This window comes from Luminiphilus sp. nBUS_07, from assembly GCF_051201685.1.
Lineage (GTDB): Bacteria > Pseudomonadota > Gammaproteobacteria > Pseudomonadales > Halieaceae > Luminiphilus.
Genome location: NZ_CP179213.1, coordinates 1957354 through 1977864 on the forward strand (window position 1 = coordinate 1957354; position 20511 = coordinate 1977864).

Here is a 20511-nt window from a genome sequence, read left to right on the forward strand (position 1 = left end):
TAAAAGCTGTTTCAACGACTTTTTAGTTGCCCCTCGATACCGAGCTGAACCAGCCTTTCAACCCAGCCATAGGCCGTCTCTCCGCCTCTTTCATCCCAAAATACCTGTATGTCCTCTTCGGTGAGCAATATCACATCAATATTTTCTGTCACTGCCTTCACCTCAGTAGGGACCGGGCTGCCGCTTCGTGACTCCCACTCAGATCTACAGCGAACCCAAAGCTCAGGTTCTGCCCCTCGAACCTCAACATTCAACCTGCGGCTATAACAGACCAGCGCGGCATCAGACCGGCGTTGCAGCCGCGCGGGGATATTTTTGGGTTCTCGAAGCTGAACGAGGATCCCAACCTTGCGTGCGCGTTCCCGAAAATCAGCGATTGCTCGCTGATGCTTGCTAGGCAACATGCTCAATAACGGTCCCAAGGCCACCGCGATTGTGATAAAAATAATAATATAAACCAAGTTAGAACCACCCCTGTGCTAGGTTGGCAGGATAAACCAAAGGCGCCCGAGCGCGCGATTTGTGGAGAATTTGGTCATGGCGTATCACAACATCCTTGTCGCGGTTGATCTTGGAGCGACAACAGAGCGACTTCTGACCGCCGCTAAAGGGCTCATGGCGGACTCAAATTCCGAGGTTCACGTTCTACATGTCGTAGAACCCATCAACATCAGCTATGGCGCTGACATTCCCATGGATCTCTCCACCATTCAAGATGAGATCTACGAACAAGCCTCCGAGCAGCTGACGCAGTACGGTGAATCTTATGGCATTCCGGAATCCCACAGGCATTTGGCAATGGGCCATCCCGAGGCTGAGATCGGTAACGCTGCGAAGCAACTTAACGCCGAAGTCATCGCCCTGGGACGGCACGAGCGTTACGGGCTCGCGCTACTGCTAGGCTCAACAACAGATGGAGTCCTCCACCATGCGGGGTGTGATGTATTGGCTGTTCATGTTGACCCGCCTAACGAGGAATCTTAAGGACTTTCACTGAGCCAGTGCGCGAGAGCTTGCCCATCAAATGGCCAACCCAGCTCTCGCCCCGAGGCATCCGCAACCACAGGTATTCTTATACCGTAACGCTCGATCAGCGCTAGCTCCTCTTCAATATCGATAGCAGAGAAGCGAATTCCAGCGTCTAGTAATATCGTTTCCGCATGCTCACATAAATGACAGCCCGCGGTCGTGTAAAATGATAATGGCTCAGCCACCTACCCCACTCCTTGGTTAACGTTGACTTTATGTCCGATCATCCCACCTTAGAAAACCGCCATCAGATTTTGACTATCTACGGACGCAATGCTGTGTTTGAGGCACTCTCTGATTCGACTATCTCATGTCTGAGGTTGCATTGGGCCACCAGCAACCAAAAATCTTCAGCGACAAACCGAATCCTACAAGCATCAGAAGCGCGGGGAATTCCAGTCAGAGAACACACGCGCAAAACACTCTCACGCATTTCTCGCAACGGCAAGCAAGATCAAGGCGTCGCCTTGGATATTACTTGCGACAAGTTTGGCAGCCTAGAGCAGCTTCAGGATCAGGTTTCTCACTCTAAGTTGCGCATTTTAGCGCTGGATGGAATTACCAACCCGCAAAACGTGGGCATGATGATCCGATCCGCCGTCGCTGGGGGGATTGATGCAATACTTTACCCGAGGAAAGGAGTGGCGACTCTAGGGCCACTGGTTATCAAAGCGTCAGCGGGTATCGTTTTCAAAGCACCTATCATCTCCTGCGAAACACTAGCGCCCGCCTTAGAGCAGTTGCAAGGCGCTGGCGCCGCCATTGCTTCCCTAGAGGGTGACAGCACCACGTCACTCTTCGACTACCACCCTTCGAAAAGTGTTGTTTACGTGCTCGGGGGTGAAACTGACGGGGTCTCGTCCCAGGTGTCCTACCTCGCGGACGTAAAACTGCACATACCTATGGGTGCCGGAGTAGAATCGCTAAACGTTGCCGTTGCGGCATCCCTCGTTGCTTACAGTGGCTACGTCACTGGCTCTGAAGGCACGCCCTAGTCTTCCAGCAACCAAAGCCACCTCGCATTCCACGCTGCGAATACTCTTTACAGCGCGGTGGGCATCAATTGCCAGATGTATCAAGCTGTCACTTGGCGAGGGAACCCATCGCGTCTTCTAGGCCGCCCAACGTTAGGGGAAACATATTCCCTTCCATAAGCTGGTTGGTGATCCCAATTGACTGCGTATATTGCCATTCATCCTTGGGCACCGGATTGAGCCATACACATTTGCTGTAGGTGTCTCTGAGCCGCCGCAACCACGACTCGCCGGCCTCTTCATTCCAGTGCTCCACTGAGCCGCCCGGCTGAACGATCTCGTAGGGCGACATCGACGCATCACCCACAATGACCACTTTATAGTCGTGGCCATATTTATGCATGAGATCAAGTGTTGCGGTGCGCTGGTTATGGCGGCGAATGTTGTTCTTCCAAACACTCTCATAGACGAAGTTATGAAAATAAAAATACTCGAGGTGTTTAAACTCGGTGTGCGCTGCCGAGAACAGCTCCTCACACACCTTAATGTGAGGGTCCATAGACCCGCCTACATCAAGAAACAGCAGCACTTTGACCGCATTGTGGCGCTCAGGAACCATCTTGATGTCCAACATTCCAGCGTTGCGCGCGGTGGAACTGATCGTGTCGTCAAGGTCGAGCTCATCCGCAGCGCCGGTGCGAGCGAATTTGCGTAAACGCCGCAGCGCGACCTTAATGTTACGCGTGCCTAGCTCAACGCCGTCATCATAGTTTTTAAAATCACGACGATCCCAAACCTTTACTGCACGCTTGCTCTTGCTGTCACCGCCAATACGGATACCTTCGGGATTGTAGCCATCGTTACCAAAGGGCGATGTGCCCTCAGTACCTATCCACTTATTGCCGCCTTTGTGCTTTTTTTTCTGCTCCTCAAGTCGCTCCTTAAACGTCTCAATCAGCTTCTCTAGGCCCCCTAAGGATTCAATTTTTTCCTTCTCTTCGTCAGAGAGCTGCTTAATAAATTCGGATCGAAGCCAGTCATCGGGGATTAGAGCCTCAATGACATCATCGAGCCCCTCCAATTCACGAAAGTGCAGTCCAAAAGCGCGGTCAAATCGGTCGTAATATTTTTCGTCTTTAACCATGACCGCACGAGACAGGTTGTAGAAGGCATCAATGTCAGCGAAGGCGAGATTGCGTCTCATAGCCAAAAGCAGGTCCAGAAGCTCCCGGGGAGTCACGGGGATACCGGCATCCTTCAAACCATGGAAAAAATTTACCAACATGACACCAGCCCCTTAGCGCGTTTCTCGCCGATGCATGAAGGCGAGCCGCTCAAGCAGCTGCACGTCCTGCTCGTTTTTCAGCAAAGCGCCGTACAACGGCGGGATCGCCTTACTGGCATCTCTATTCTTGAGGACCTCGTCCGGAATTTCATCGGCCATTAACAGCTTCAACCAATCAATGAGTTCTGAGGTGGAAGGTTTTTTCTTGAGGCCAGGAATCGAGCGCAGCTCAAAAAATACTTCAAGGGCTTCAGCAACGAGGTCTTGGGTAATGCTCGGATGATGCACGTCGATAATCTCACGCATCGTATCTCGATCAGGAAAATTGATGAAGTGAAAGAAGCATCGGCGTAGGAATGCATCGGGCAGCTCTTTCTCATTGTTTGAGGTAATGATAATGATCGGACGCTGCTTAGCTTTGATGGTCTCCCCTGTTTCGTACACAAAGAACTCCATACGGTCGAGTTCTACCAGTAAGTCATTAGGAAATTCAATGTCGGCCTTATCCACCTCATCGATAAGCAAGACCACCTGCTCGTCCGCGTCGAATGCCTCCCACAATTTGCCTTTTTTGATGTAGTTGGCAATATCCTGAACTTTGCCATCACCCAACTGGGAATCCCTCAAACGGGAAACAGCATCGTATTCGTAAAGGCCCTGCTGCGCTTTAGTCGTCGACTTGATGTGCCATTGTATGAGGCGCATGCCCAGCCCGGCGGCGACTTCCTCGGCTAGCATGGTCTTACCTGTGCCGGGTTCACCTTTGATGAGCAAGGGACGCTCGAGATTAACGGCAGCGTTAACTGCCATACGAAGATCATCAGTGGCGACGTAACGTTCAGTACCAGTAAATTTCATGAGATATCTCGGTGTTGAGTTGATTGGAAATTCTCCGGTTGTACGCCGGAAGATGGAAGGTTGGATGCATGCTCGCGCTGAGGCCTAGCGTTTTTTGTTGGAACAAACCATAGCGATAAGGCGGCCAAAGCGACACCGACTGCGCTGCTGGCACACAGCACCCAAACCGCATACCGCGCAGAAGACCAGCCGTCGAGAAAAGCGGCATTGAACAGCGCAACAACAAGCGCTGGCGCTAATGAGTTCGCTTCGGGATTAGGCGCCACTGGCGTGAGCAATAAAGCAAACAGTAAGCCCATCAATAAACGCCTGTAGGCCCCCGGCAATCGAACCAGCCAGAATCGATGGATCAAGAAGAGCGATACTAAACCTGCACTGCAATAACAGAGCATCGCGACCAGATAGGATTCGCTAGTGAGCATCTAACGACTCCGTGGCCTCAGCTTTAGGGCCCGGCGGAAGCTGCAGAAAAAAACCTTGCTGACTGAGGGCAGCGAGAACTTCCTCCGCCTCGTAACGGGCCAATTTACGCCCCGCAGTCAAATTTAGCGACAGTGCCAGCTCGGGAGATCCAAAGGTTTGACGAAGTACTTCCGGTAACTCATCAAACTTTGCCCCTCTAGGCAGATAAAGGTAGGTGTCCTTCTTGCGGGTACTACGGAATACTTCAACCAGCATGCATATGCCCCCCCAGCAACCGCTGTGCTTCGAGCTCGAGGGGCTCAATAACTGTCGATTTACGCCATCCCTGCCAATGGGGGGGGCGCGGCAGAGAGCTGGTGCCCGAAGCGAAACTCGCCAGTAATTCTAGCTCCCTCGAAGGCATCAATATTTCAGCATTCATACCGAGTTCCGTCGCTATCAACCCCATGGCAGGGACAAGCGACTTAGCAAGTTTTCGCACTCGGCTGTTTACAGGCGCTGGTAACGGTGCCGGCGGATCAGTGAGTCCACGCTCGCTGGCGGCCTCGACAAGGGCCAACAACCGTTTGCCCTCTTTGCGCAAAACCCCCGCGGGTATAGCGTCAGCATCGGCCAGCTGCGGCATCGAGGTCGGTATTTTTTTTGCGATATCCAGAATCACCTTGTCGTGCAAGATCCAATTTCGAGGCCGATCTCTATGTCGCGCCTGATTCTCGCGCCAATCGATCAAATCAAGCAAGACAGCGAGTTGTTGCGAGTTAAGCTTCCAAGCCGATTTAAACTTCGCTAAGGGTCCCCGACCGCCTGTCACCATCCCGGCGCTTTCCTCAAAGACCCAAGGTAAGCAACCACTGCCTTCGGCTCGAGTCGCGAGTATTGGCCAGCATTGCGCCAAAAAAATAACATCCTGCATCGCGTAGTGACACTGCGCATCGGTGAGCGGACGAACCAGCCAGTCAGACTGAGTCTCGTCTTTGGCAACATCAACGCTTAGCAGATTCTGCACAAGGTCTCGATAACTCAGACCAAAGCCAAGACCCAGCATTGCTGCTGCCTTTTGAGTATCAACCATGGGTCTCGGTAGAACACCCAGCCAACGCTCAAAAACCTCGAGGTCTTCACTGGCGCTGTGCAAAACCTTGACGAGGTCGGTTTGTTGGAACAGCGCCTGGAGCGGCTGCGTGTCCGTAAGGGTAAGGGGGTCAATCAGCCAACACTGGCCAGCAGCAGAAAGCTGTAACAGTGCGACCTCGGGATAAAAAGTGTCCCGACGCCTAAATTCTGTATCCACGGCGACGAAGTCTTCTTTTGCGATCAACTCTGCCATCTGAGCAAGCGCCGTCGTATCCCTCACCCATTGGCAGGGCATATCACCGGGCTGAACCGTCAAGAGCCCTCTCCCGGCAGCGGAGTGCGTCCGCTCAGCGCATGCGCAAGGGTTGACGCGTCTAAATATTCAAGCTCTCCACCCAGCGGAACTCCGTGGGCGATCCTCGACACAGTAATTCCCTCCTGCTGGGCTCGCTGCGCAATATAGAACGCCGTCGCCTCCCCCTCGACCGTTGGGTTGGTGGCTAGGATCACCTCACGGATCCCCTGCAACTGAAACCTTTCCTCTAGCCGATCGAGGCCTATATCCTCTGGACCAATACCGTCAATGGGAGACAGATGCCCCATCAGAACAAAATATAACCCTCTGAAACTTGCAGTTTGCTCCAGCGCCATGACATCTCCTGGCGCTTCAACGACGCACAATAGACCCTGATCTCGTCGAGGATCAGAGCACAACTCGCAAAGCTCAAGTTCTGTGAAATTTCTACAAGAACCGCAGCGGCCAACACGCTCCAGTGCAACAGACAGTGCCTCGGCTAGCGTTTCTCCGCCCTCCCTATCGCGTTCGAGAAGGTGCAACGTCATACGCTGTGCCGACTTTGGGCCAACCCCAGGCAAACACCGCAGGGCCTCTATGAGGTCATTAATTGACGGAGAAAGCTTCATTTATCAATAACTTATATAGGCATCTTAAAGCCATCTGGAAGGCTCATACCTGCCGTCACAGACGCCATACACTCCTGAGCGGCTGACTGCGCTCGACGAACTGCATCGTTAACCGCTGCAGCCAGCAAATCCTCTAAGATCTCTTGGGGTTCCTGCATCAAAGAAGGGTCAATTTCGACGCCGGCCACAGCCATATCACCCCTCATGCGCACCTTTACCAGACCGGCTCCAGACTCACCTGTGACCTCAACCGCCTTGACGTTCTCTTGCGCCTTCGCCAACCCCTCTTGCATCTGTTGGGCCTGCTTCATCAAGTTACCAATTTTCATGCTATCTACTCTTTATTGCCTGGGTCTGATACTGCCATCTACGACTGTGCCATCAAACTCGACCAGCAAAGCTGTGAGCTGAGGATCTTGTTCTAGCGCTAGCTCTGCCTCGCGCTGGCGCTCAGCGGCTTGTAACTGCCGCAGCTGAAAGGGCGTTGCATCGCCCACCCGCCCCACCGTAACAGAAACCTCAACGGGCAGTGTCAGCAGCTGGTTGAAGGCCATTTCCAATGCAGCCACCTGCCGCTTTTGGAACAGTGAGGCATTGTTACTGTCTAGCACGAATTCAAGCCGACGCTCTCGCACTGCAACCAACTCGCAATGCAAAGCGACACTCTGCGTAATACCCACGAGACCAAGCTGATCAAAGAAAGAAGGCCATGAACCTGTGGTTGGCAAATCAATCATGACGTCTTCGGGCACTTGCACAACGCTGGGCGGTGACGGGTGGTTTCCTGCAGCTGATGCCTCTTCGGTCCCTGCGGGGGCCTGCTCAAGCGCTGCTGCCTCTTGCTCTCCCGCTGCCCTCTGTTCTGGTACTGCCTTCTGCTGTGATACTGCCTTCTGCTGTGATACTGCCTTCTGCTCTGCCGCTGACTTCACCACCGGCGGCGCCGGTGGATCAGGCTTTTTTCTGGGGGGCAGATCTCCTGACGGGCTGCCATCACTGGAATTTTTCGGAGTGGGAGCCTCTGCGGGCCGGAAAGCAATCATGCGCAGCAATGTCATCTCCAGAGCAATACGAGGATCTGGAGCTACGGGTAAATCCCTGCGACCTGCAATCGCAAATTGATAAAACAATTGCGTTTCATCAAGTGAGAGAGACGCCGCCAACTCTCTCAGTGTATTTTCTTCCGCCGTATCTCCCGACAAACTTGCAGGGACCATTTGCGCCAACGTCAACTGGTGCAGCAAGGAAATAACTTCTTCTAAAGTAGAGCCGTAGTCTGGAGCGTGCTCAGCGATACCCTCAACGCAGGACAGTATCTCGGCGGCATCCCCCTGCACCACCTTCGCTATCAGCTCCAGCACACGTCCCCGATCCACAGTGCCCAACATATCCCTGACATCATTTTCTTGCAGCCGACCCGAACCATAAGCAATTGCCTGATCGGTTAGGCTTAAGGCATCACGCATTGAGCCGGCCGCAGCTCTACCGAGTAGAGTCAGCGCCGGGGAATCGAACTCGACAGACTCGTCACCCAGAATCTTTTCAAGGTGCTCTACGACCTGCTCTGGCAACATGTTTTTCAGGTTGAATTGTAAGCAGCGAGACAAAATAGTCGCCGGCAACTTCTGGGGGTCAGTCGTCGCCAACAAAAACTTGGCGTGAGGCGGCGGCTCTTCGAGGGTTTTCAATAAAGCATTAAAGCTGTGGTTAGACAACATGTGCACTTCGTCGATCAGGTATATTTTAAACCGTGCTCGACTAGGCGCATACTGTACGTTATCCAGCAATTCGCGGGTGTCCTCCACTTTGGTACGTGAGGCCGCATCAACTTCAATAAGATCTACAGAGCGCCCTTCCGCGATCTCACAGCAGGATCCACACTCACCACAAGGCTCTGAGCTAACGCCAACCTCACAATTGAGGCACTTAGCCAATATTCTTGCAACGGTTGTTTTACCAACACCTCGGGTACCGGTAAACAGGTAAGCATGATGCAGCCGGTCGTTATCGAGCGCATTGACTAGAGCACGCAGCACATGCTGCTGACCCACCATTTCATGAAACGTGCGGGGCCGCCATTTTCGCGCTAACACCTGGTAACTCATAGACCCATTGCCGATTGTCACCCGAATAAATGGAGGTGACCCGAGCAGCCACACCCCGGCACCCGAATCAGTAACTACCGTTGCTCCCTTCCGGGCCTGGCGGAGTTCATTACCTATCGCTGCGAGGGGACCACCCGAGTCACCATTACGCCCGCCGTTTGCGGGCCGCGTAGTGTCGCGAAAACAAGCCTGATCCGCAACTTTAAGAGCACCGTAAGACCAACTATTCAATGTAAATTGCATTTACATGAATGTGAATCCCATTTACATTGCGGAATTATCGTGATCACAGCTGACAGCAACAGCGATGGAGTCCAAAGTAATGCCCAAAACACGCCTTAAAATTATCAGCAAGGGCTCTCTATTGGCGATCTTTGCGGCGGGACTGTTGTCATTTGGCATCACTCACCTTATCAACGGGAACGTAAGTGCCCCTACAAAACAGGCGAGAGAGCCGCTGCCGGTCGCAGTTTTGCCCTTCAAACGAACCGATCATTACATCCGCCAGTCTAGCTATATCGGGACTGTGCGGGCCCGCAGAGACAGTGCCCTAGCTTTTGAGGTATCGGGAACCCTTGAAACACTTCCCGCGAGAGAAGGCATGCCCATGACCAAAGGGCAGATTCTCGCAACTTTAAATACCGACCAGCGCCGAGCAAAATTGCGTGCTGCAGAGGCGGAGTTGGCAAAAACCACAACCAATCTTGAACTGGCCACGCTAAAGCGAGAACGACTGGCGGACCTACTCGAACGAGGCTTAACCTCGAAGCAAACATTTGACGACGCACAGCTTGGGGCTCAAGCGCTCCAACAAAACCAGCGAGCCATTAGCGCAAGACTAGACAGCGCTCGTCTCAACATCGAGAAAAGTACCCTAAAAGCCCCTTTCTCTGGCGTAGTAGCACAACGCTATGTCGATGAAGGTACGGTCGTTACGCCGGGAACCCCCATCCTGAGGCTACTTGCCCAATCAAGTTTCGAAGCCCATGTAGGCGTACCCGTCAACGTTGGCAACGCGCTAATACTTGGGAACCAGTACGCCCTGAGCGCTGGCGGACAACGCTTAGAGGCAACGCTGCAAAATATTCGTGCCGACGTCGACGCCTCGACACTGACAGTTGGCGCGATTTTCACCCTCCCTGAGGACTCCAGGGTGAGAACGGGCGAAACAATTACCCTCGACTTGGCCGATCCTGTTTATGAAGCCGGTGGCTGGGTACCCCTATCATCATTAACGGCCGGCAATCGCGGTCTATGGGATGTTTTTGTCGTAAAAGACGTGCCCGAGGGGTACGTCGCTGTTCGAGAGGCCGTGGAGATTATTTACAGCAAGAATGATCAGGTGTACGTCGCAGGAACGCTGGCAGACGATGCAGTAATCATTGCCAGTGGATTGCACCGATTGAGTCCCGGTGCCTCTATTGCACCGCTGGGAAATTGAATCGTGATTGCCCGAATACTATTCCAAAATCCCCGTTACCTAACGCTCATCTTACTCATCATTGCAGCGATTGGGACCACTTCCTACTCCAGCCTCGGGCGTCAAGAAGACCCAACGATCACTCCGTTCATCGCAAAATTAGAAACCTTTTTCCCCGGTGCCAGCCCTGCTCGGGTTGAATCACTGGTAACGAAACCCCTTGAGGATGCTTTGCGAGAGGTCCCCGAGGTGACGGAAATACAGTCCACATCCGCTGCGGGGATTTCCGTAATCTCTATTGAAACAGACTATCGATTATCTTTGGCGGGCATTGAACGCGTTTGGTCTGAACTACGCGATATCGTGGCAGCCGAGGCGGCTAATTTCCCGGTGGGGGTCGAGCCTCCCTTATTTGAAGACGACATCATTACCGCCTACGTTAAGATTATTGCCGTCTCAGCAAAACCCGGCAGAGACATGCCTGCCTCAGTTTTACGCCGAGAAGCCGAAATTCTTGCAGATGCCATTCGCAGTGTGCCCAAGACAAAACGGGTTACCCTATACGGAGCGCCCAAAGAAGAGGTGCTCGTAGAACTTGACGAGACACAGCTTGCTGTTTTGGGAATCAGTGTCAGTGAGGTCAGTGAAGCTTTGCGCAAGGCCGATGCCAGAACCCCCGCAGGAAGCCTCACGGGCAGTGGCTCTGATATCGCGGTTGAACTCGCCGGGGAATTTACGAGCCTCGAGATTTTAAGAGAACTACAGATTCGCGCACTCCCAAACGGTCGCGTTGTAAGGCTACAAGATATAGCGACACTATCGCGAACCGAGCAAACACCTGCGTTCAGTTATGCCCTATCCAACGGTCGAAGGTCTGTTCTGCTGGGCACCGAAATGACCCTGGGCTATCAAGCAGACACCTATGGCACACGTTTTGACAAGTTCTTAGATGACTACAGAGCACAAGCTCCAGATGGCCTCAGCATCGAAATTGCCTACGATCAAAGCCAATACACGAAAGCTCGCCTCGCCAGCGTCGCGAGTAACCTACTCGCGGGTGTTTGTATCGTACTCGCGGTGCTTTTGGTGACATTGGGGTGGCGCGCAGCATTAGTGGTTGCCGTTATTCTCCCTATGTGCACCCTTTTATCGATGCTTGGTCTTCTCTACTTCAAAGTGCCCATCCACCAAATGTCACTCACGGGGCTCGTCGTCGCATTGGGATTGCTGGTAGACGGCTCTATCGTTATGACGGATGAGGTGCGCAAACGATTGATCCTTGGAATGGCGCCGATTGAAGCACTAGGCGCCTCCGTTAGCCGCTTGCGGATTCCGCTCATTGCATCAACCGCGACCACAGTTTTGGCCTTTTTGCCGATGGCAATTCTGGAGGGACCGGCTGGCGATTTCTTGGGCTCAATAGCGTTGTCGGTCATCGTTATGCTGCTGGCGTCTATGCTGCTTGCGCTCACGGTCACCCCAGTGCTGGCGGCTCGCTTGCTACCCGGTGGATTGCACGAGAGGCAACAATGGTGGCAGGCCGGCATCGAGCTACCAAGATTGAGCCCCATTTTTGCCAACCTTTTGGCACAGTCTCTTCGAAACCCGGCTGGTGCCATTGCGCTGGCTTTGTGCCTACCGGTGACGGGGTTTTTATGTGTCAGCTCCCTCACCAACCAATTTTTCCCCGGGACCGACCGAGACCAGCTCTACCTGCAAGTCACGCTGGTTGAAAGTGCATCTATCGATGACGCCTTGAGTCTGGCTAAACAAATCGACCGTGATCTTAGCGATGAACCTCTAATACGACGCGTGGACTGGACGGTTGGTGAAAGTGCCCCCGCTTTTTATTACAACATGCGCTCCAATAAAAAAGGGCGCCCCAGTTGGATGGAAGCCCTCATTCTCACAACGGATGAAAACGCCACTGACGCGCTCATTCGGCGCCTGCAGCGTCAACTAGACCGCGACTACCCGGCGGCTCAAATTATTGTCAGGGGTATTGATCAGGGCCCCCCAGTTGATGCGCCTCTGGAGATCACAGTTTCAGGGCCCAATGTCGCCACGCTGCAGGCGCTGGGTGAACAGTTTCGACAACGCATGGATGCCCTTCCCGACGTTACCCATACCAAAGTCTCCATGGAGGCTGGGCCGCCAAAACTCGTTTTTGCGTTGGAAGAAGACAAGCTAAAACAAGTGGGCCTAAGTCGAGTGCAAGTGGCAACCTCCCTTGATGCAGCTTTGCGAGGTCGTTTGGGCGGCGAACTTCTGGAGGACACCGAGCGCTTGCCGGTTCGCACAAGACTGACTCGCAGAGACTGGTCGGACAGCAACGTGCTGCAAAATCTGCGAATTCCTATTGCTAGATCTGTCTCGGGCGCTCAATCCGTACCGTTAAGCGCTCTTGGGGCTGCGCACCTCGAGCCAGATGACAGCCCGATCACCAGGGAAAACGGGCAGCGACTCAACCGAGTACAGGCCTTTTTAGTGAGAGGCGTGCTGCCTGAAGAAGCACTGAAGGTGCTTCGAGCTCAGCTCGCTGTAGAGCCCATTGAGTTACCCCCCGGCTACAGCTACAGCTTTGGCGGCGACTCAGACGAGCGCGCCGGCGTCATCGAGGATCTCATGGCGCCACTTGGCATTATCATGGCCGCTTTGGTGGCAACGATCTTACTAACCTTCAACTCATGGAGGTTGTCTGCCATCGCTGTACTGGTCTGCGTTTGCTCATTTGGACTCAGCTTATTTGCGCTAGCGCTTTTCCGCTATCCCCTTGGTATAACGCCACTCATCGGCGTCATTGGCTCCATTGGGGTTTCCATAAATGCTGCGATCATTATTCTCACAGCCTTGCAGCAAGATTCTGAAGCGGCAAGCGGAAGCGCAGACGCCGTTGTTCGTGTCGTGCGCGACTCCAGCCGGCATATTGTGTCGACAACCATTACGACCTTTGGCGGCTTTCTGCCGCTCATTCTTGAGGGCAGTCGATTCTGGCCTCCCTTTGCCATGGCTATTGCGGGTGGCGTGCTGCTTTCCACGATCATTTCCTTCTTTTTGGTACCCCCTTTGTTCTATCTCACTGTTCGCGGTCATGCCACACAACAAAACGCCAACACAGCTGCGGCAGCACTGAGATGAAACACCCTAGCAGCGGCTACCATCATGGACATCTTAGAGACGCAATGATCCTTGCCACGGCGGCTCTCATTGAAGAGCAAGGCTCCCTGTCGTTTAGCATTACTGACGCTGCAAAGAGAGCTGGGGTAAGCAGCGCCGCACCCTATCGGCATTTTCACGACAAGAACGACCTGCTTGATAACGTTAGGGATCTCGCGTTCATCGGCCTGCATGAAGCCCTTGAAGAAACGCAAAGGCAGTTTAAGGACACGGCCAACCCCGTCGCCGCAGTGACCGCTATGGGCCTGACATACCTGAACTACGCGCGCGACAAACGTGCCTTTTTCTCACTAATGTGGGAGGACCATGGACAAATGCAGCCCGAGCGACAAAATCTTGAGCACAAGAGTGTAGGGTTTTCTTTACTGCTAGCCTCAGTTGAAAATTACCTTGTTGCAGGGCGTCACAAAAGCCTAACGGCGTCTGATCGAAAAACCGCGTTAACTGTGGCCACGCAGCTCTGGGCTCTCGCGCATGGTGTTGCAACACTTGAGAGCAATCAGCTACTTGATCTTTTCGATGAGTCAGCGCAGGCCGAAGTAATACTTGCGGAAGCCGCCTCCGCTCTTCTCGCCGGAATTGACACTACTCGCAAGACATAGCTTCTGAGTGCCCCGCACTAAATGACGCTCGGCGCAAAGCTTGAAACCGTGCAGTCAATGACGGCAGTCATGATCTCAAGTTCTACAAAATGCCCGTATTTGACACTTGGGCAGAGCGGTCAGCAGTGGCATACTTCGGCCCCATCCGCTCGTAGCACAACCGGATAGTGCAACGGCCTTCTAAGCCGTAGGTTGCAGGTTCGAATCCTGCCGGGCGGGCCAAATCGGCACAATATCGACAAAGTGCAAGTGCTAGTGGTATCGAGATTCCCACGCCCTGCCGTGCTCTTCTAACTCAGCACTATCTGGACCGATCCGGATTCCCCAAACACTCTCACCGCTTTAGCCGCGAGAGGTTCATTGCCCATACCGAGATAAAAAAAAACCCTCTGCGTTCGCAGAGGGCTTATTTACCCATCCGAGCCCTTGAGGACTACTGCCCCAGCTTGCGTAAGGACACATCCCGGCCGTTTATTGCTTCGAGCTGGGCACCAAACATCGCTTTAGGTCCAACGACGATAGAAGCGCCACCGAACGACCTACTGGCCGACGTGGAATCCCCCAACACGTCGTTACTGCCGGCATCATCCACCACCGGGGAGTTTTGACTGCGACCCACGACATTGTCTTCAGTATTGCTGTCCAGAGTGATGTCAGTCGGAGCCGTAGATGAAGAGAACGTGTTTGAGACAATCGCCCAGCCAGCGACTGCCGATCCTAACTGACCCAAGTCCGTGTCCCCACTTGCCAACGAGATCCACGTCGCCGCGTTACCTTTGAAAGAGTTGCCGCTGATAAGCCCGTCAGAGGTATCCAAGACGGCCACACCAGCACCCGAGGTGCTGTTGTCGCTGCCGTTGAAGGTATTACCAGACAAGACCACCTCATGGGTTAAGCTCTTGCCTGCCTTGCCGGTTAGGAAACCGTATCCCTCAGCGTGAACGCCTCCATCCCGAAAGGTATTTTTGCTAATTGAGGTCTTATTTGAGCTTGGTGACGCACTAGTACTAGCAATATAAATACCAGTGGTGCCGAAAAGGTCAGCGAGCCCCCCGGAATACTCCACATCATTGAACGCGATTTCATTGCGAAAGATGTTGGTATTCTGGTTTGCGTCAACAATAGAAATTGGTATGCCCAAGCGCTCAAAAGCCGCTCCTGCGCCCGATTTACTGTTCGACGTTATATCAACCTGCCCGCCATCTGATACCGAGGCAAAGATACCCATGTCCAAGTCTCGAATTTCACATCGATTTACCCGCAGTCCGCCCAGCGCCTTACTGGACGTAGGCAGTGCCTCACTTGTGTCTGCAGGGAAGCACTCAGGAGCTGCATCAATTGTGACGCCCGTCGTAAAGTCTATCGAAGAGGCACCGCCTCCCTCGATGAACACTCGCTCTACAAAGCCCGTTACTACCCGTTGCGAGCACTTTGAGGGGTTCGTGTAGAATCCAATGACCGAGGCGTTACCGCCTGCAGTGCTGCATGGCTCATCGATTTTCAGTGTCATACGCGTGACCTTAGGACTCCCTCGATTAAAGCGCAGCGCCGCACGTTGCCCCTCGCAATCTAAAGCGCCGTTAGTGACCGTAACCTCTGTGGTAGCAATGGAGTTTCCTCTAAAGTCCCCTACAAAATCGGCGACTTCGACACCAGATATTGCGTACTTTTTAGACGTCAAATACACTTCTCTATAACCGCCCTCGACAGCCGCGTTCAGAGCGCATTGTATGTTTTCAGTGTCATCACCTGAGGAGCTAGCGGCAACCTCAACCACCCCCCCATCTAACTCTACCTCAGCATTACAGCCCAGATCCTGAGCGAACGACGTGTTAGAAAAAACAGCCAAAAATCCAATCAAAACACACAAATTAATTTTTTGATTCATTGCTACTATGTCTCTCTTTGTCTTTTGTGAATTAAAACCAGCCATTCGCTCTGGCTGCCAGGCGCGGGGGCTACTGGCAATAAGTGCCCGCAAGCATACCCGCCCCATCAAGAAAGGCAAACACCTTGGCCTTCATCCTCGGGAATAGAATGTGGTGTACGTCCCATGTGTAAAAAAGATAGCTGTTTTCTGAATCAACTCCAAACCACTTTTCACTAAATGACTGTGACACTGTGGGCACTCATGACGTAGCTGCTCTGGAACCGCTGCGGCTACGCCAGCGTGCTGTAAATAATCGGGCACGGAAATAGTTGCACTGTGCTGGACCTACGACAATACAACAAGGCAGCTGCCGCAATAAAAGTTGCAAATCAGGATTGACTTTGCAAAAGAAGGCGCCTAAAGTGTTCGCAAGTCAGGAAGACCGGCTTTTAGAGGGTGCGAGTCACGGACGACTCACCAAGAAGGAACATTGTTCCCGCCCGACAGAGCCCACCGGGGCAAGGATCGCCCCAATTACCCCCCCATTGTTTATTTCCCGCATGGTCAAGTCGCACAGCATCTTGATTTCCCGCCTCAGTGAAAGGCGCACTAGTGCTGCTAGTCAACGCCGCCACAACGCATCGCATTATTCGAGCTGAGACTCCTTTAGCTGCGTGTAGATGGGCAGAGCCGTTGTATTTTTAATCTCCGTGACCGCCATATGAGAGTGTAATTCTCGTATCGTTTCCATAGTGTTTAGTGTGTTGCGTACGAAATCCTCGTAGTGCCTGACGTCCCGGGTCACTATTTTCAGCACATAATCCCAAATTCCCGTCATGGTGTAGCACTCCAAAACCTCTGGGTGATGAACAATGTCAGCCTCAAAGGCGAGCAGGTTTGTCCGCCCTGCCTGTGTAAGGTTGACTGTTGCAAATACCACCACCTCCATCCCCAAACGCTGCCGATCCAAAAGCGCCACCTGTCCCCGAATAACTCCCGAGTCCTGTAGACGGTTTACCCTGCGCCAACATGGCGACTGGGACATATGAACCTGCTCCGCAAGATCGGCAGTACTGATGGTGGCGTCAGATTGAAGCACCCCTAAAATTTGGCGGTCAACCTTCGTTAGTTTCTGCATATTTTTTCCATATTTTTTAATTATTGAGTAATTTTTATCCAATATTAGCCGATATACCCTGATTTTAAGATAAAGAATTCAGTAACTTTTGAGAGAATTTGCCGGTCAATATTGTCATTAGGCCCACACCATGAGCTCTTCAAATGCACTGCCAAAACGGCAGGTCCGGCTGGACGACAAATATACCGTTCAGAAAGGCCGAGCCTATATGACGGGTATCGAAGCGCTAGTACGCCTACCCATGCTGCAGCAGCAGCGTGACCGCCTGCGAGCACTGAATACCGCAGGCTTCATATCGGGCTACCGGGGCTCGCCATTGGGGGGCATCGATCAAGCCCTATGGCAAGCCCAAGATTTATTAAAAAATCAGAATATTCACTTTCAGCCCGGCATCAATGAAGAGCTCGCGGCGACAGCTGTGTGGGGTAGCCAACAAAACCAATTGTTCCACGGCTCAAAATTTGATGGCGTTTTCGGACTTTGGTATGCCAAGGGTCCTGGCGTCGACCGCTCAATGGACGTCATTAAACACGCAAATGCATTTGGCACTGCCCCAAGAGGTGGCGTGCTCGCTGTTGCTGGAGATGATCACGCCTGCAAGTCCTCCACCTTACCCAACCAATCTGAGCATATGTTCATCGGCGCCTCGGTTCCCGTATTAGCCCCAGCTAATGTTCAGGAGGTTCTCGACCTCGGGCTATTTGGCTGGGAACTCTCGCGCTTCTCCGGATGCTGGGTGGCGTTAAAAGCCATTACTGAAAACATGGACTCAGCGATTTCTGCCGACATTAACGCGAATCGAATTTCCATCCAAATTCCAGAAGGCTTTGAATTACCCGAGGGGGGCGTTAGCGCACGCTGGCCGGACAAACCTCTTGACCAAGAGCGACGTCTCAACAAATACAAAATTTATGCCGCTCGAGAATTTGCCCGGGTAAACAACCTCAATCCCATCGTGATAGATAGCCCAAAGCCACGGCTGGGAATTATTACCTCAGGGAAGGCCTATCTTGATGTGCTCCAGGCCCTAGAGGATATGGGTATTGACGACAGCGCAGCAGCAGAAATCGGCATTCGCGTCTATAAAGTCGGCATGCCCTGGCCTCTCGAGCCACAGCAAACGCATCGCTTTGCAGAGGGGCTGGAAGAAATTCTCGTCGTTGAAGAAAAGCGCTCAATCATTGAGGACCAGCTAACGTCGCAGCTTTACAACTATCCCGTGGGTTCACGCCCCAGAGTCGTTGGGGAGTTCGACGAGCACGGGATTGATCTGCTGCCGAATCTGGGAGAACTCACCCCCGCCATGGTTGCGCAGGCAATTGCCGGACGGCTACGCCGATTTTTTAGCAGCCCCACGCTTGAAGAGCGCATTCGGTGGATTGAAGAGAAAGAAAAATCGTTAGCCGTACCCGCCGACACGATTGAGCGCACACCGCACTTCTGCTCTGGCTGCCCCCACAACACGTCAACCCAAGTCCCCGAGGGAAGTCGTGCTTTAGGGGGTATTGGGTGTCATTACATGGCCACCTGGATGCCTGACCGTGAAACCCACACCTTTACTCAAATGGGTGGCGAAGGCGCAACATGGATAGGCCAAGCCCCTTTTACCGACACCGAGCACGTGTTCCAAAACCTAGGCGATGGCACCTACTTCCATTCTGGAGTCCTAGCTATCCGTGCTGCGGTCGCAGCGGGGGTAAACATCACCTATAAAATCTTATACAACGAGGCCGTGGCAATGACCGGCGGCCAGCCCATTGATGGGACTTTGAGTGTTAGCGACCTGATACACCAATTACGCGGCGAAGGGGTGCGGAGAATCGCGCTAGTTTCTGATCAACCCGAAGCGTTCCAAGGCCAATTTTCAGAAATACCCGGGTTTAGCCTGCACCCCCGAGAAAACTTCGAAGCGCTTCAACTCGAGCTGCGAGACTATACAGGCACCTCTGTCATTGTTTACCAGCAGCTCTGCGCCACTGAGAAACGGCGGCGACGCAAAAAAGGAAAGCTAACCAGTGCCCCTCGTCGCGTTGTTATCAACGATGCTGTTTGTGAAGGCTGCGGCGACTGCGGCGCCGAATCGAACTGTCTATCAGTTACACCAAAAGACACTTTACTGGGTAGAAAGCGACAGATTGATCAGAATGCGTGCAATTCCGATCTCTCCTGCCTGAAGGGCTTCTGCCCCAGCTTCGTATCGGTTGTCGGCGGCGAGCTTCAGCGCCCTATCACCGACGAGCAAGCTGTGACCCTGCTCCCCTCTCTGCCCGAGCCCGACCTCCCAGACCTGACGGCGCCTTGGAACATCGTGGTGGCCGGTGTTGGTGGCACCGGAGTACTCACCATATCTTCGCTTCTAGCGATGGCGGCACACATAGAAGGGAAAGGTTGCGCCACCATGAATCAAACCGGGTTGGCACAAAAATTTGGCGCCGTCACCAGCCACGTGCGAATCGCGTGCGAGCAAGAGCAGATAAAAGCTGTAAGGATCCCGGCAGGTGAAGCAGATTTACTCATTGGTTGCGATTTAGTGGTTACCGCAGGTTATGAGTGCTTGGCTAAGGCTGCCGACGGTCGTACCCATGCTCTGGTTAATGTTGCTGAACAGGCAACTGCTGCTTTTCTTCTTGATCCCGATGCCTCATTCCCAACGCAAGGAATGAAAAACAAAATATCTCGAGAGGTTGGCCCAGAGCTTGCCTTTGTAAATGCCACTCAGGTTGCATTAGAACTGCTGGGCGACACTATTGGAGCCAACCTTTTTCTGATGGGCTGCGCTTGGCAGAAAGGCTGGATTCCCGTCTCAAGAGCAGCGTTGATTCAAGCTATTGAAATCAATAACGTCGCCCCGAACTTCAACAAGGAGGCCTTTGAGCTAGGGCGCCACTATGCCCACTCCCCCGCGTCAGTCATGCAGCGGTTTTTGCCCAACTCGACCGCGGAGCTAGAGTCAGAAAAATTCACACTCGACAGTCTGGTTGAGGACCGTGTCGCACGCTTGACTGATTATCAGAACACGGCTTACGCGCAGCAATACCGAGACCACATCGCCTCCCTTCGCGCCCGGGATCCAAAGTCCGAGCTGACTGACTCGTTGACATGGACGGTAGCAGAGCAGCTGTATCGCCTAATGGCGATTAAAGATGAGTATGAGGTGGCGCGCCTGCACTCCGATCCCGAATTTCACCGACAGCTGTCTGCGGAGTTTTCCGGGAACTATAAGTTGCGATTTCATCTGGCCCCACCCCTTCTTTGCAAACCAGATCCAAGCACCGGAAAAATTACCAAGCGTGAATTTGGTGGCTGGGTGCTGCCCATTTTTTCCCTGCTTGCTCAGTTCAAATTTCTGCGGGGCACGAAATTTGACCCTTTCGGTTATAGCGTGGAAAGAAGTGCCGAGAGAAATGACCTAAGCCGCTACCTCGATCTTCTGTCCGTCATTATGACCGAGCTCAACACCTCCAATTACGAGGACGCCATCGCCCTCGCAAAACTGGCAAAAGGTCTTCGGGGCTTTGGTTATGTGCGCACAAAGAATCGACAGCAACTTGTCGCAGAGCAAGACCGCTTGCTCGCCAAATTTTTAGGAACAGCACCAAACGCATCAATTGATGCAGTAGCCGCGGCGTAGG

Annotated in this window: 18 protein-coding genes, 1 tRNA gene and 1 other RNA gene; 7 read left to right on the forward strand and 13 right to left on the reverse strand. The window is 53.1% G+C overall.

All coding sequences use genetic code 11. The features are described from left to right. Positions 1-11: 11 nt before the first annotated feature. On the reverse strand, positions 12-404 hold the full coding sequence (locus ACMAZB_RS08705; protein ID WP_435216550.1) for a hypothetical protein: 393 nt from the start codon (positions 402-404) through the stop codon (positions 12-14). A 133-nt stretch (positions 405-537) separates the two neighbouring features. Between ACMAZB_RS08705 and ACMAZB_RS08710 the strand changes: the two genes are divergently transcribed. After that, the gene (locus tag ACMAZB_RS08710; protein ID WP_435216552.1) at positions 538-984 is read left to right on the forward strand and encodes a universal stress protein; all 447 of its coding nucleotides are present in this window, start codon (positions 538-540) and stop codon (positions 982-984) included. On the opposite strand, the gene ACMAZB_RS08715 is transcribed toward ACMAZB_RS08710, so the two are convergent. Beyond that, positions 981-1214 (reverse strand): glutaredoxin family protein, encoded by a 234-nt coding sequence (locus tag ACMAZB_RS08715; protein ID WP_435211038.1) that lies wholly within the window; start codon positions 1212-1214, stop codon positions 981-983. The genes ACMAZB_RS08710 and ACMAZB_RS08715 overlap by 4 nt on opposite strands. A gap of 30 nt (positions 1215-1244) precedes the next feature. On the opposite strand from ACMAZB_RS08715, the gene ACMAZB_RS08720 reads away from it, so the two are divergent. After that, positions 1245-2024 (forward strand): TrmH family RNA methyltransferase, encoded by a 780-nt coding sequence (locus ACMAZB_RS08720; protein WP_435211040.1) that lies wholly within the window; start codon positions 1245-1247, stop codon positions 2022-2024. 88 nt (positions 2025-2112) lie between these two features. On the opposite strand, the gene ACMAZB_RS08725 is transcribed toward ACMAZB_RS08720, so the two are convergent. The 9 genes from ACMAZB_RS08725 to ffs form a co-directional block, all read right to left on the reverse strand. Beyond that, positions 2113-3288, reverse strand: coding sequence for a vWA domain-containing protein (locus ACMAZB_RS08725; protein ID WP_435211042.1), 1176 nt, complete (start codon positions 3286-3288; stop codon positions 2113-2115). Positions 3289-3300: 12 nt separating this feature from the next. Further along, a complete protein-coding gene (locus tag ACMAZB_RS08730; RefSeq protein WP_007236460.1) occupies positions 3301-4146 on the reverse strand; it encodes an AAA family ATPase in 846 nt (281 codons plus the stop codon). Next, positions 4143-4568, reverse strand: coding sequence for a hypothetical protein (locus ACMAZB_RS08735; protein WP_435216554.1), 426 nt, complete (start codon positions 4566-4568; stop codon positions 4143-4145). The genes ACMAZB_RS08730 and ACMAZB_RS08735 overlap by 4 nt, the downstream gene beginning before the upstream one ends. After that, on the reverse strand, positions 4558-4824 hold the full coding sequence (locus ACMAZB_RS08740; protein ID WP_435216555.1) for a YcgL domain-containing protein: 267 nt from the start codon (positions 4822-4824) through the stop codon (positions 4558-4560). The genes ACMAZB_RS08735 and ACMAZB_RS08740 overlap by 11 nt, the downstream gene beginning before the upstream one ends. Beyond that, entirely contained in the window at positions 4814-5959 is a 1146-nt protein-coding gene (rnd, locus tag ACMAZB_RS08745; RefSeq protein ID WP_435216557.1) for a ribonuclease D, read from the reverse strand. The genes ACMAZB_RS08740 and rnd overlap by 11 nt, the downstream gene beginning before the upstream one ends. Then, positions 5956-6567, reverse strand: a complete 612-nt coding sequence (gene recR, locus ACMAZB_RS08750; RefSeq protein WP_435211047.1) for a recombination mediator RecR — start codon at positions 6565-6567, stop codon at positions 5956-5958. Before recR ends, rnd begins: the two co-directional genes overlap by 4 nt. Positions 6568-6578: 11 nt before the next feature. Beyond that, on the reverse strand, positions 6579-6896 hold the full coding sequence (locus ACMAZB_RS08755; protein ID WP_435211049.1) for a YbaB/EbfC family nucleoid-associated protein: 318 nt from the start codon (positions 6894-6896) through the stop codon (positions 6579-6581). A 12-nt stretch (positions 6897-6908) separates the two neighbouring features. After that, entirely contained in the window at positions 6909-8672 is a 1764-nt protein-coding gene (gene dnaX, locus ACMAZB_RS08760) for a DNA polymerase III subunit gamma/tau (protein WP_435216558.1), read from the reverse strand. A 39-nt stretch (positions 8673-8711) separates the two neighbouring features. Beyond that, an RNA gene (gene ffs / locus ACMAZB_RS08765) (signal recognition particle sRNA small type) lies at positions 8712-8808 on the reverse strand. 186 nt (positions 8809-8994) lie between these two features. Here ffs and ACMAZB_RS08770 point away from each other — a divergent pair. The 4 genes from ACMAZB_RS08770 to ACMAZB_RS08785 all read left to right on the forward strand — a co-directional run bounded on the left by ACMAZB_RS08770 (position 8995) and on the right by ACMAZB_RS08785 (position 14093). Then, positions 8995-10113 (forward strand): efflux RND transporter periplasmic adaptor subunit, encoded by a 1119-nt coding sequence (locus ACMAZB_RS08770; protein ID WP_435216560.1) that lies wholly within the window; start codon positions 8995-8997, stop codon positions 10111-10113. Positions 10114-10116: 3 nt separating this feature from the next. Further along, positions 10117-13230: an efflux RND transporter permease subunit gene (locus tag ACMAZB_RS08775; RefSeq protein ID WP_435211055.1), complete on the forward strand. Its 3114-nt coding sequence runs from the start codon at positions 10117-10119 to the stop codon at positions 13228-13230. Then, positions 13227-13871, forward strand: coding sequence for a TetR/AcrR family transcriptional regulator (locus ACMAZB_RS08780; RefSeq protein WP_435216562.1), 645 nt, complete (start codon positions 13227-13229; stop codon positions 13869-13871). The genes ACMAZB_RS08775 and ACMAZB_RS08780 overlap by 4 nt, the downstream gene beginning before the upstream one ends. 145 nt (positions 13872-14016) lie before the next feature. Further along, positions 14017-14093 (forward strand) — tRNA-Arg (locus ACMAZB_RS08785). 211 nt (positions 14094-14304) lie between these two features. Here ACMAZB_RS08785 and ACMAZB_RS08790 read toward each other — a convergent pair. Together ACMAZB_RS08790 and ACMAZB_RS08795 are read right to left on the reverse strand one after the other, a co-directional pair. Next, positions 14305-15759: a hypothetical protein gene (locus tag ACMAZB_RS08790; protein ID WP_435216564.1), complete on the reverse strand. Its 1455-nt coding sequence runs from the start codon at positions 15757-15759 to the stop codon at positions 14305-14307. A 628-nt stretch (positions 15760-16387) separates the two neighbouring features. Beyond that, positions 16388-16879 carry an Lrp/AsnC family transcriptional regulator gene (locus ACMAZB_RS08795; protein ID WP_435216565.1) on the reverse strand — a complete coding sequence of 164 codons (492 nt, stop codon included), beginning with the start codon at positions 16877-16879 and terminating at the stop codon, positions 16388-16390. Between the two features lie 130 nt (positions 16880-17009). Here ACMAZB_RS08795 and ACMAZB_RS08800 point away from each other — a divergent pair, with 130 nt between their 5' ends. Beyond that, complete coding sequence (locus tag ACMAZB_RS08800; RefSeq protein ID WP_435216567.1) at positions 17010-20510, forward strand: indolepyruvate ferredoxin oxidoreductase family protein; 3501 nt, start codon at positions 17010-17012, stop codon at positions 20508-20510. Position 20511 lies beyond the last annotated feature (1 nt).

Bases quoted from the DNA above. Each gene is read 5' to 3' on its own strand.
- ACMAZB_RS08795 (WP_435216565.1), bottom strand. From the start codon at position 16,879: ATGCAGAAACTAACGAAGGTTGACCGCCAAATTTTAGGGGTGCTTCAA.
- ACMAZB_RS08770 (WP_435216560.1), top strand. From the start codon at position 8,995: ATGCCCAAAACACGCCTTAAAATTATCAGCAAGGGCTCTCTATTGGCG.
- ACMAZB_RS08725 (WP_435211042.1), bottom strand. From the start codon at position 3,288: ATGTTGGTAAATTTTTTCCATGGTTTGAAGGATGCCGGTATCCCCGTG.
- recR (WP_435211047.1), bottom strand. From the start codon at position 6,567: ATGAAGCTTTCTCCGTCAATTAATGACCTCATAGAGGCCCTGCGGTGT.
- ACMAZB_RS08710 (WP_435216552.1), top strand. From the start codon at position 538: ATGGCGTATCACAACATCCTTGTCGCGGTTGATCTTGGAGCGACAACA.
- ACMAZB_RS08755 (WP_435211049.1), bottom strand. From the start codon at position 6,896: ATGAAAATTGGTAACTTGATGAAGCAGGCCCAACAGATGCAAGAGGGG.
- ACMAZB_RS08705 (WP_435216550.1), bottom strand. From the start codon at position 404: ATGTTGCCTAGCAAGCATCAGCGAGCAATCGCTGATTTTCGGGAACGC.
- dnaX (WP_435216558.1), bottom strand. From the start codon at position 8,672: ATGAGTTACCAGGTGTTAGCGCGAAAATGGCGGCCCCGCACGTTTCAT.
- ACMAZB_RS08735 (WP_435216554.1), bottom strand. From the start codon at position 4,568: ATGCTCACTAGCGAATCCTATCTGGTCGCGATGCTCTGTTATTGCAGT.
- ACMAZB_RS08740 (WP_435216555.1), bottom strand. From the start codon at position 4,824: ATGCTGGTTGAAGTATTCCGTAGTACCCGCAAGAAGGACACCTACCTT.
- ACMAZB_RS08790 (WP_435216564.1), bottom strand. From the start codon at position 15,759: ATGAATCAAAAAATTAATTTGTGTGTTTTGATTGGATTTTTGGCTGTT.
- ACMAZB_RS08780 (WP_435216562.1), top strand. From the start codon at position 13,227: ATGAAACACCCTAGCAGCGGCTACCATCATGGACATCTTAGAGACGCA.
- ACMAZB_RS08800 (WP_435216567.1), top strand. From the start codon at position 17,010: ATGAGCTCTTCAAATGCACTGCCAAAACGGCAGGTCCGGCTGGACGAC.
- ACMAZB_RS08730 (WP_007236460.1), bottom strand. From the start codon at position 4,146: ATGAAATTTACTGGTACTGAACGTTACGTCGCCACTGATGATCTTCGT.
- ACMAZB_RS08720 (WP_435211040.1), top strand. From the start codon at position 1,245: ATGTCCGATCATCCCACCTTAGAAAACCGCCATCAGATTTTGACTATC.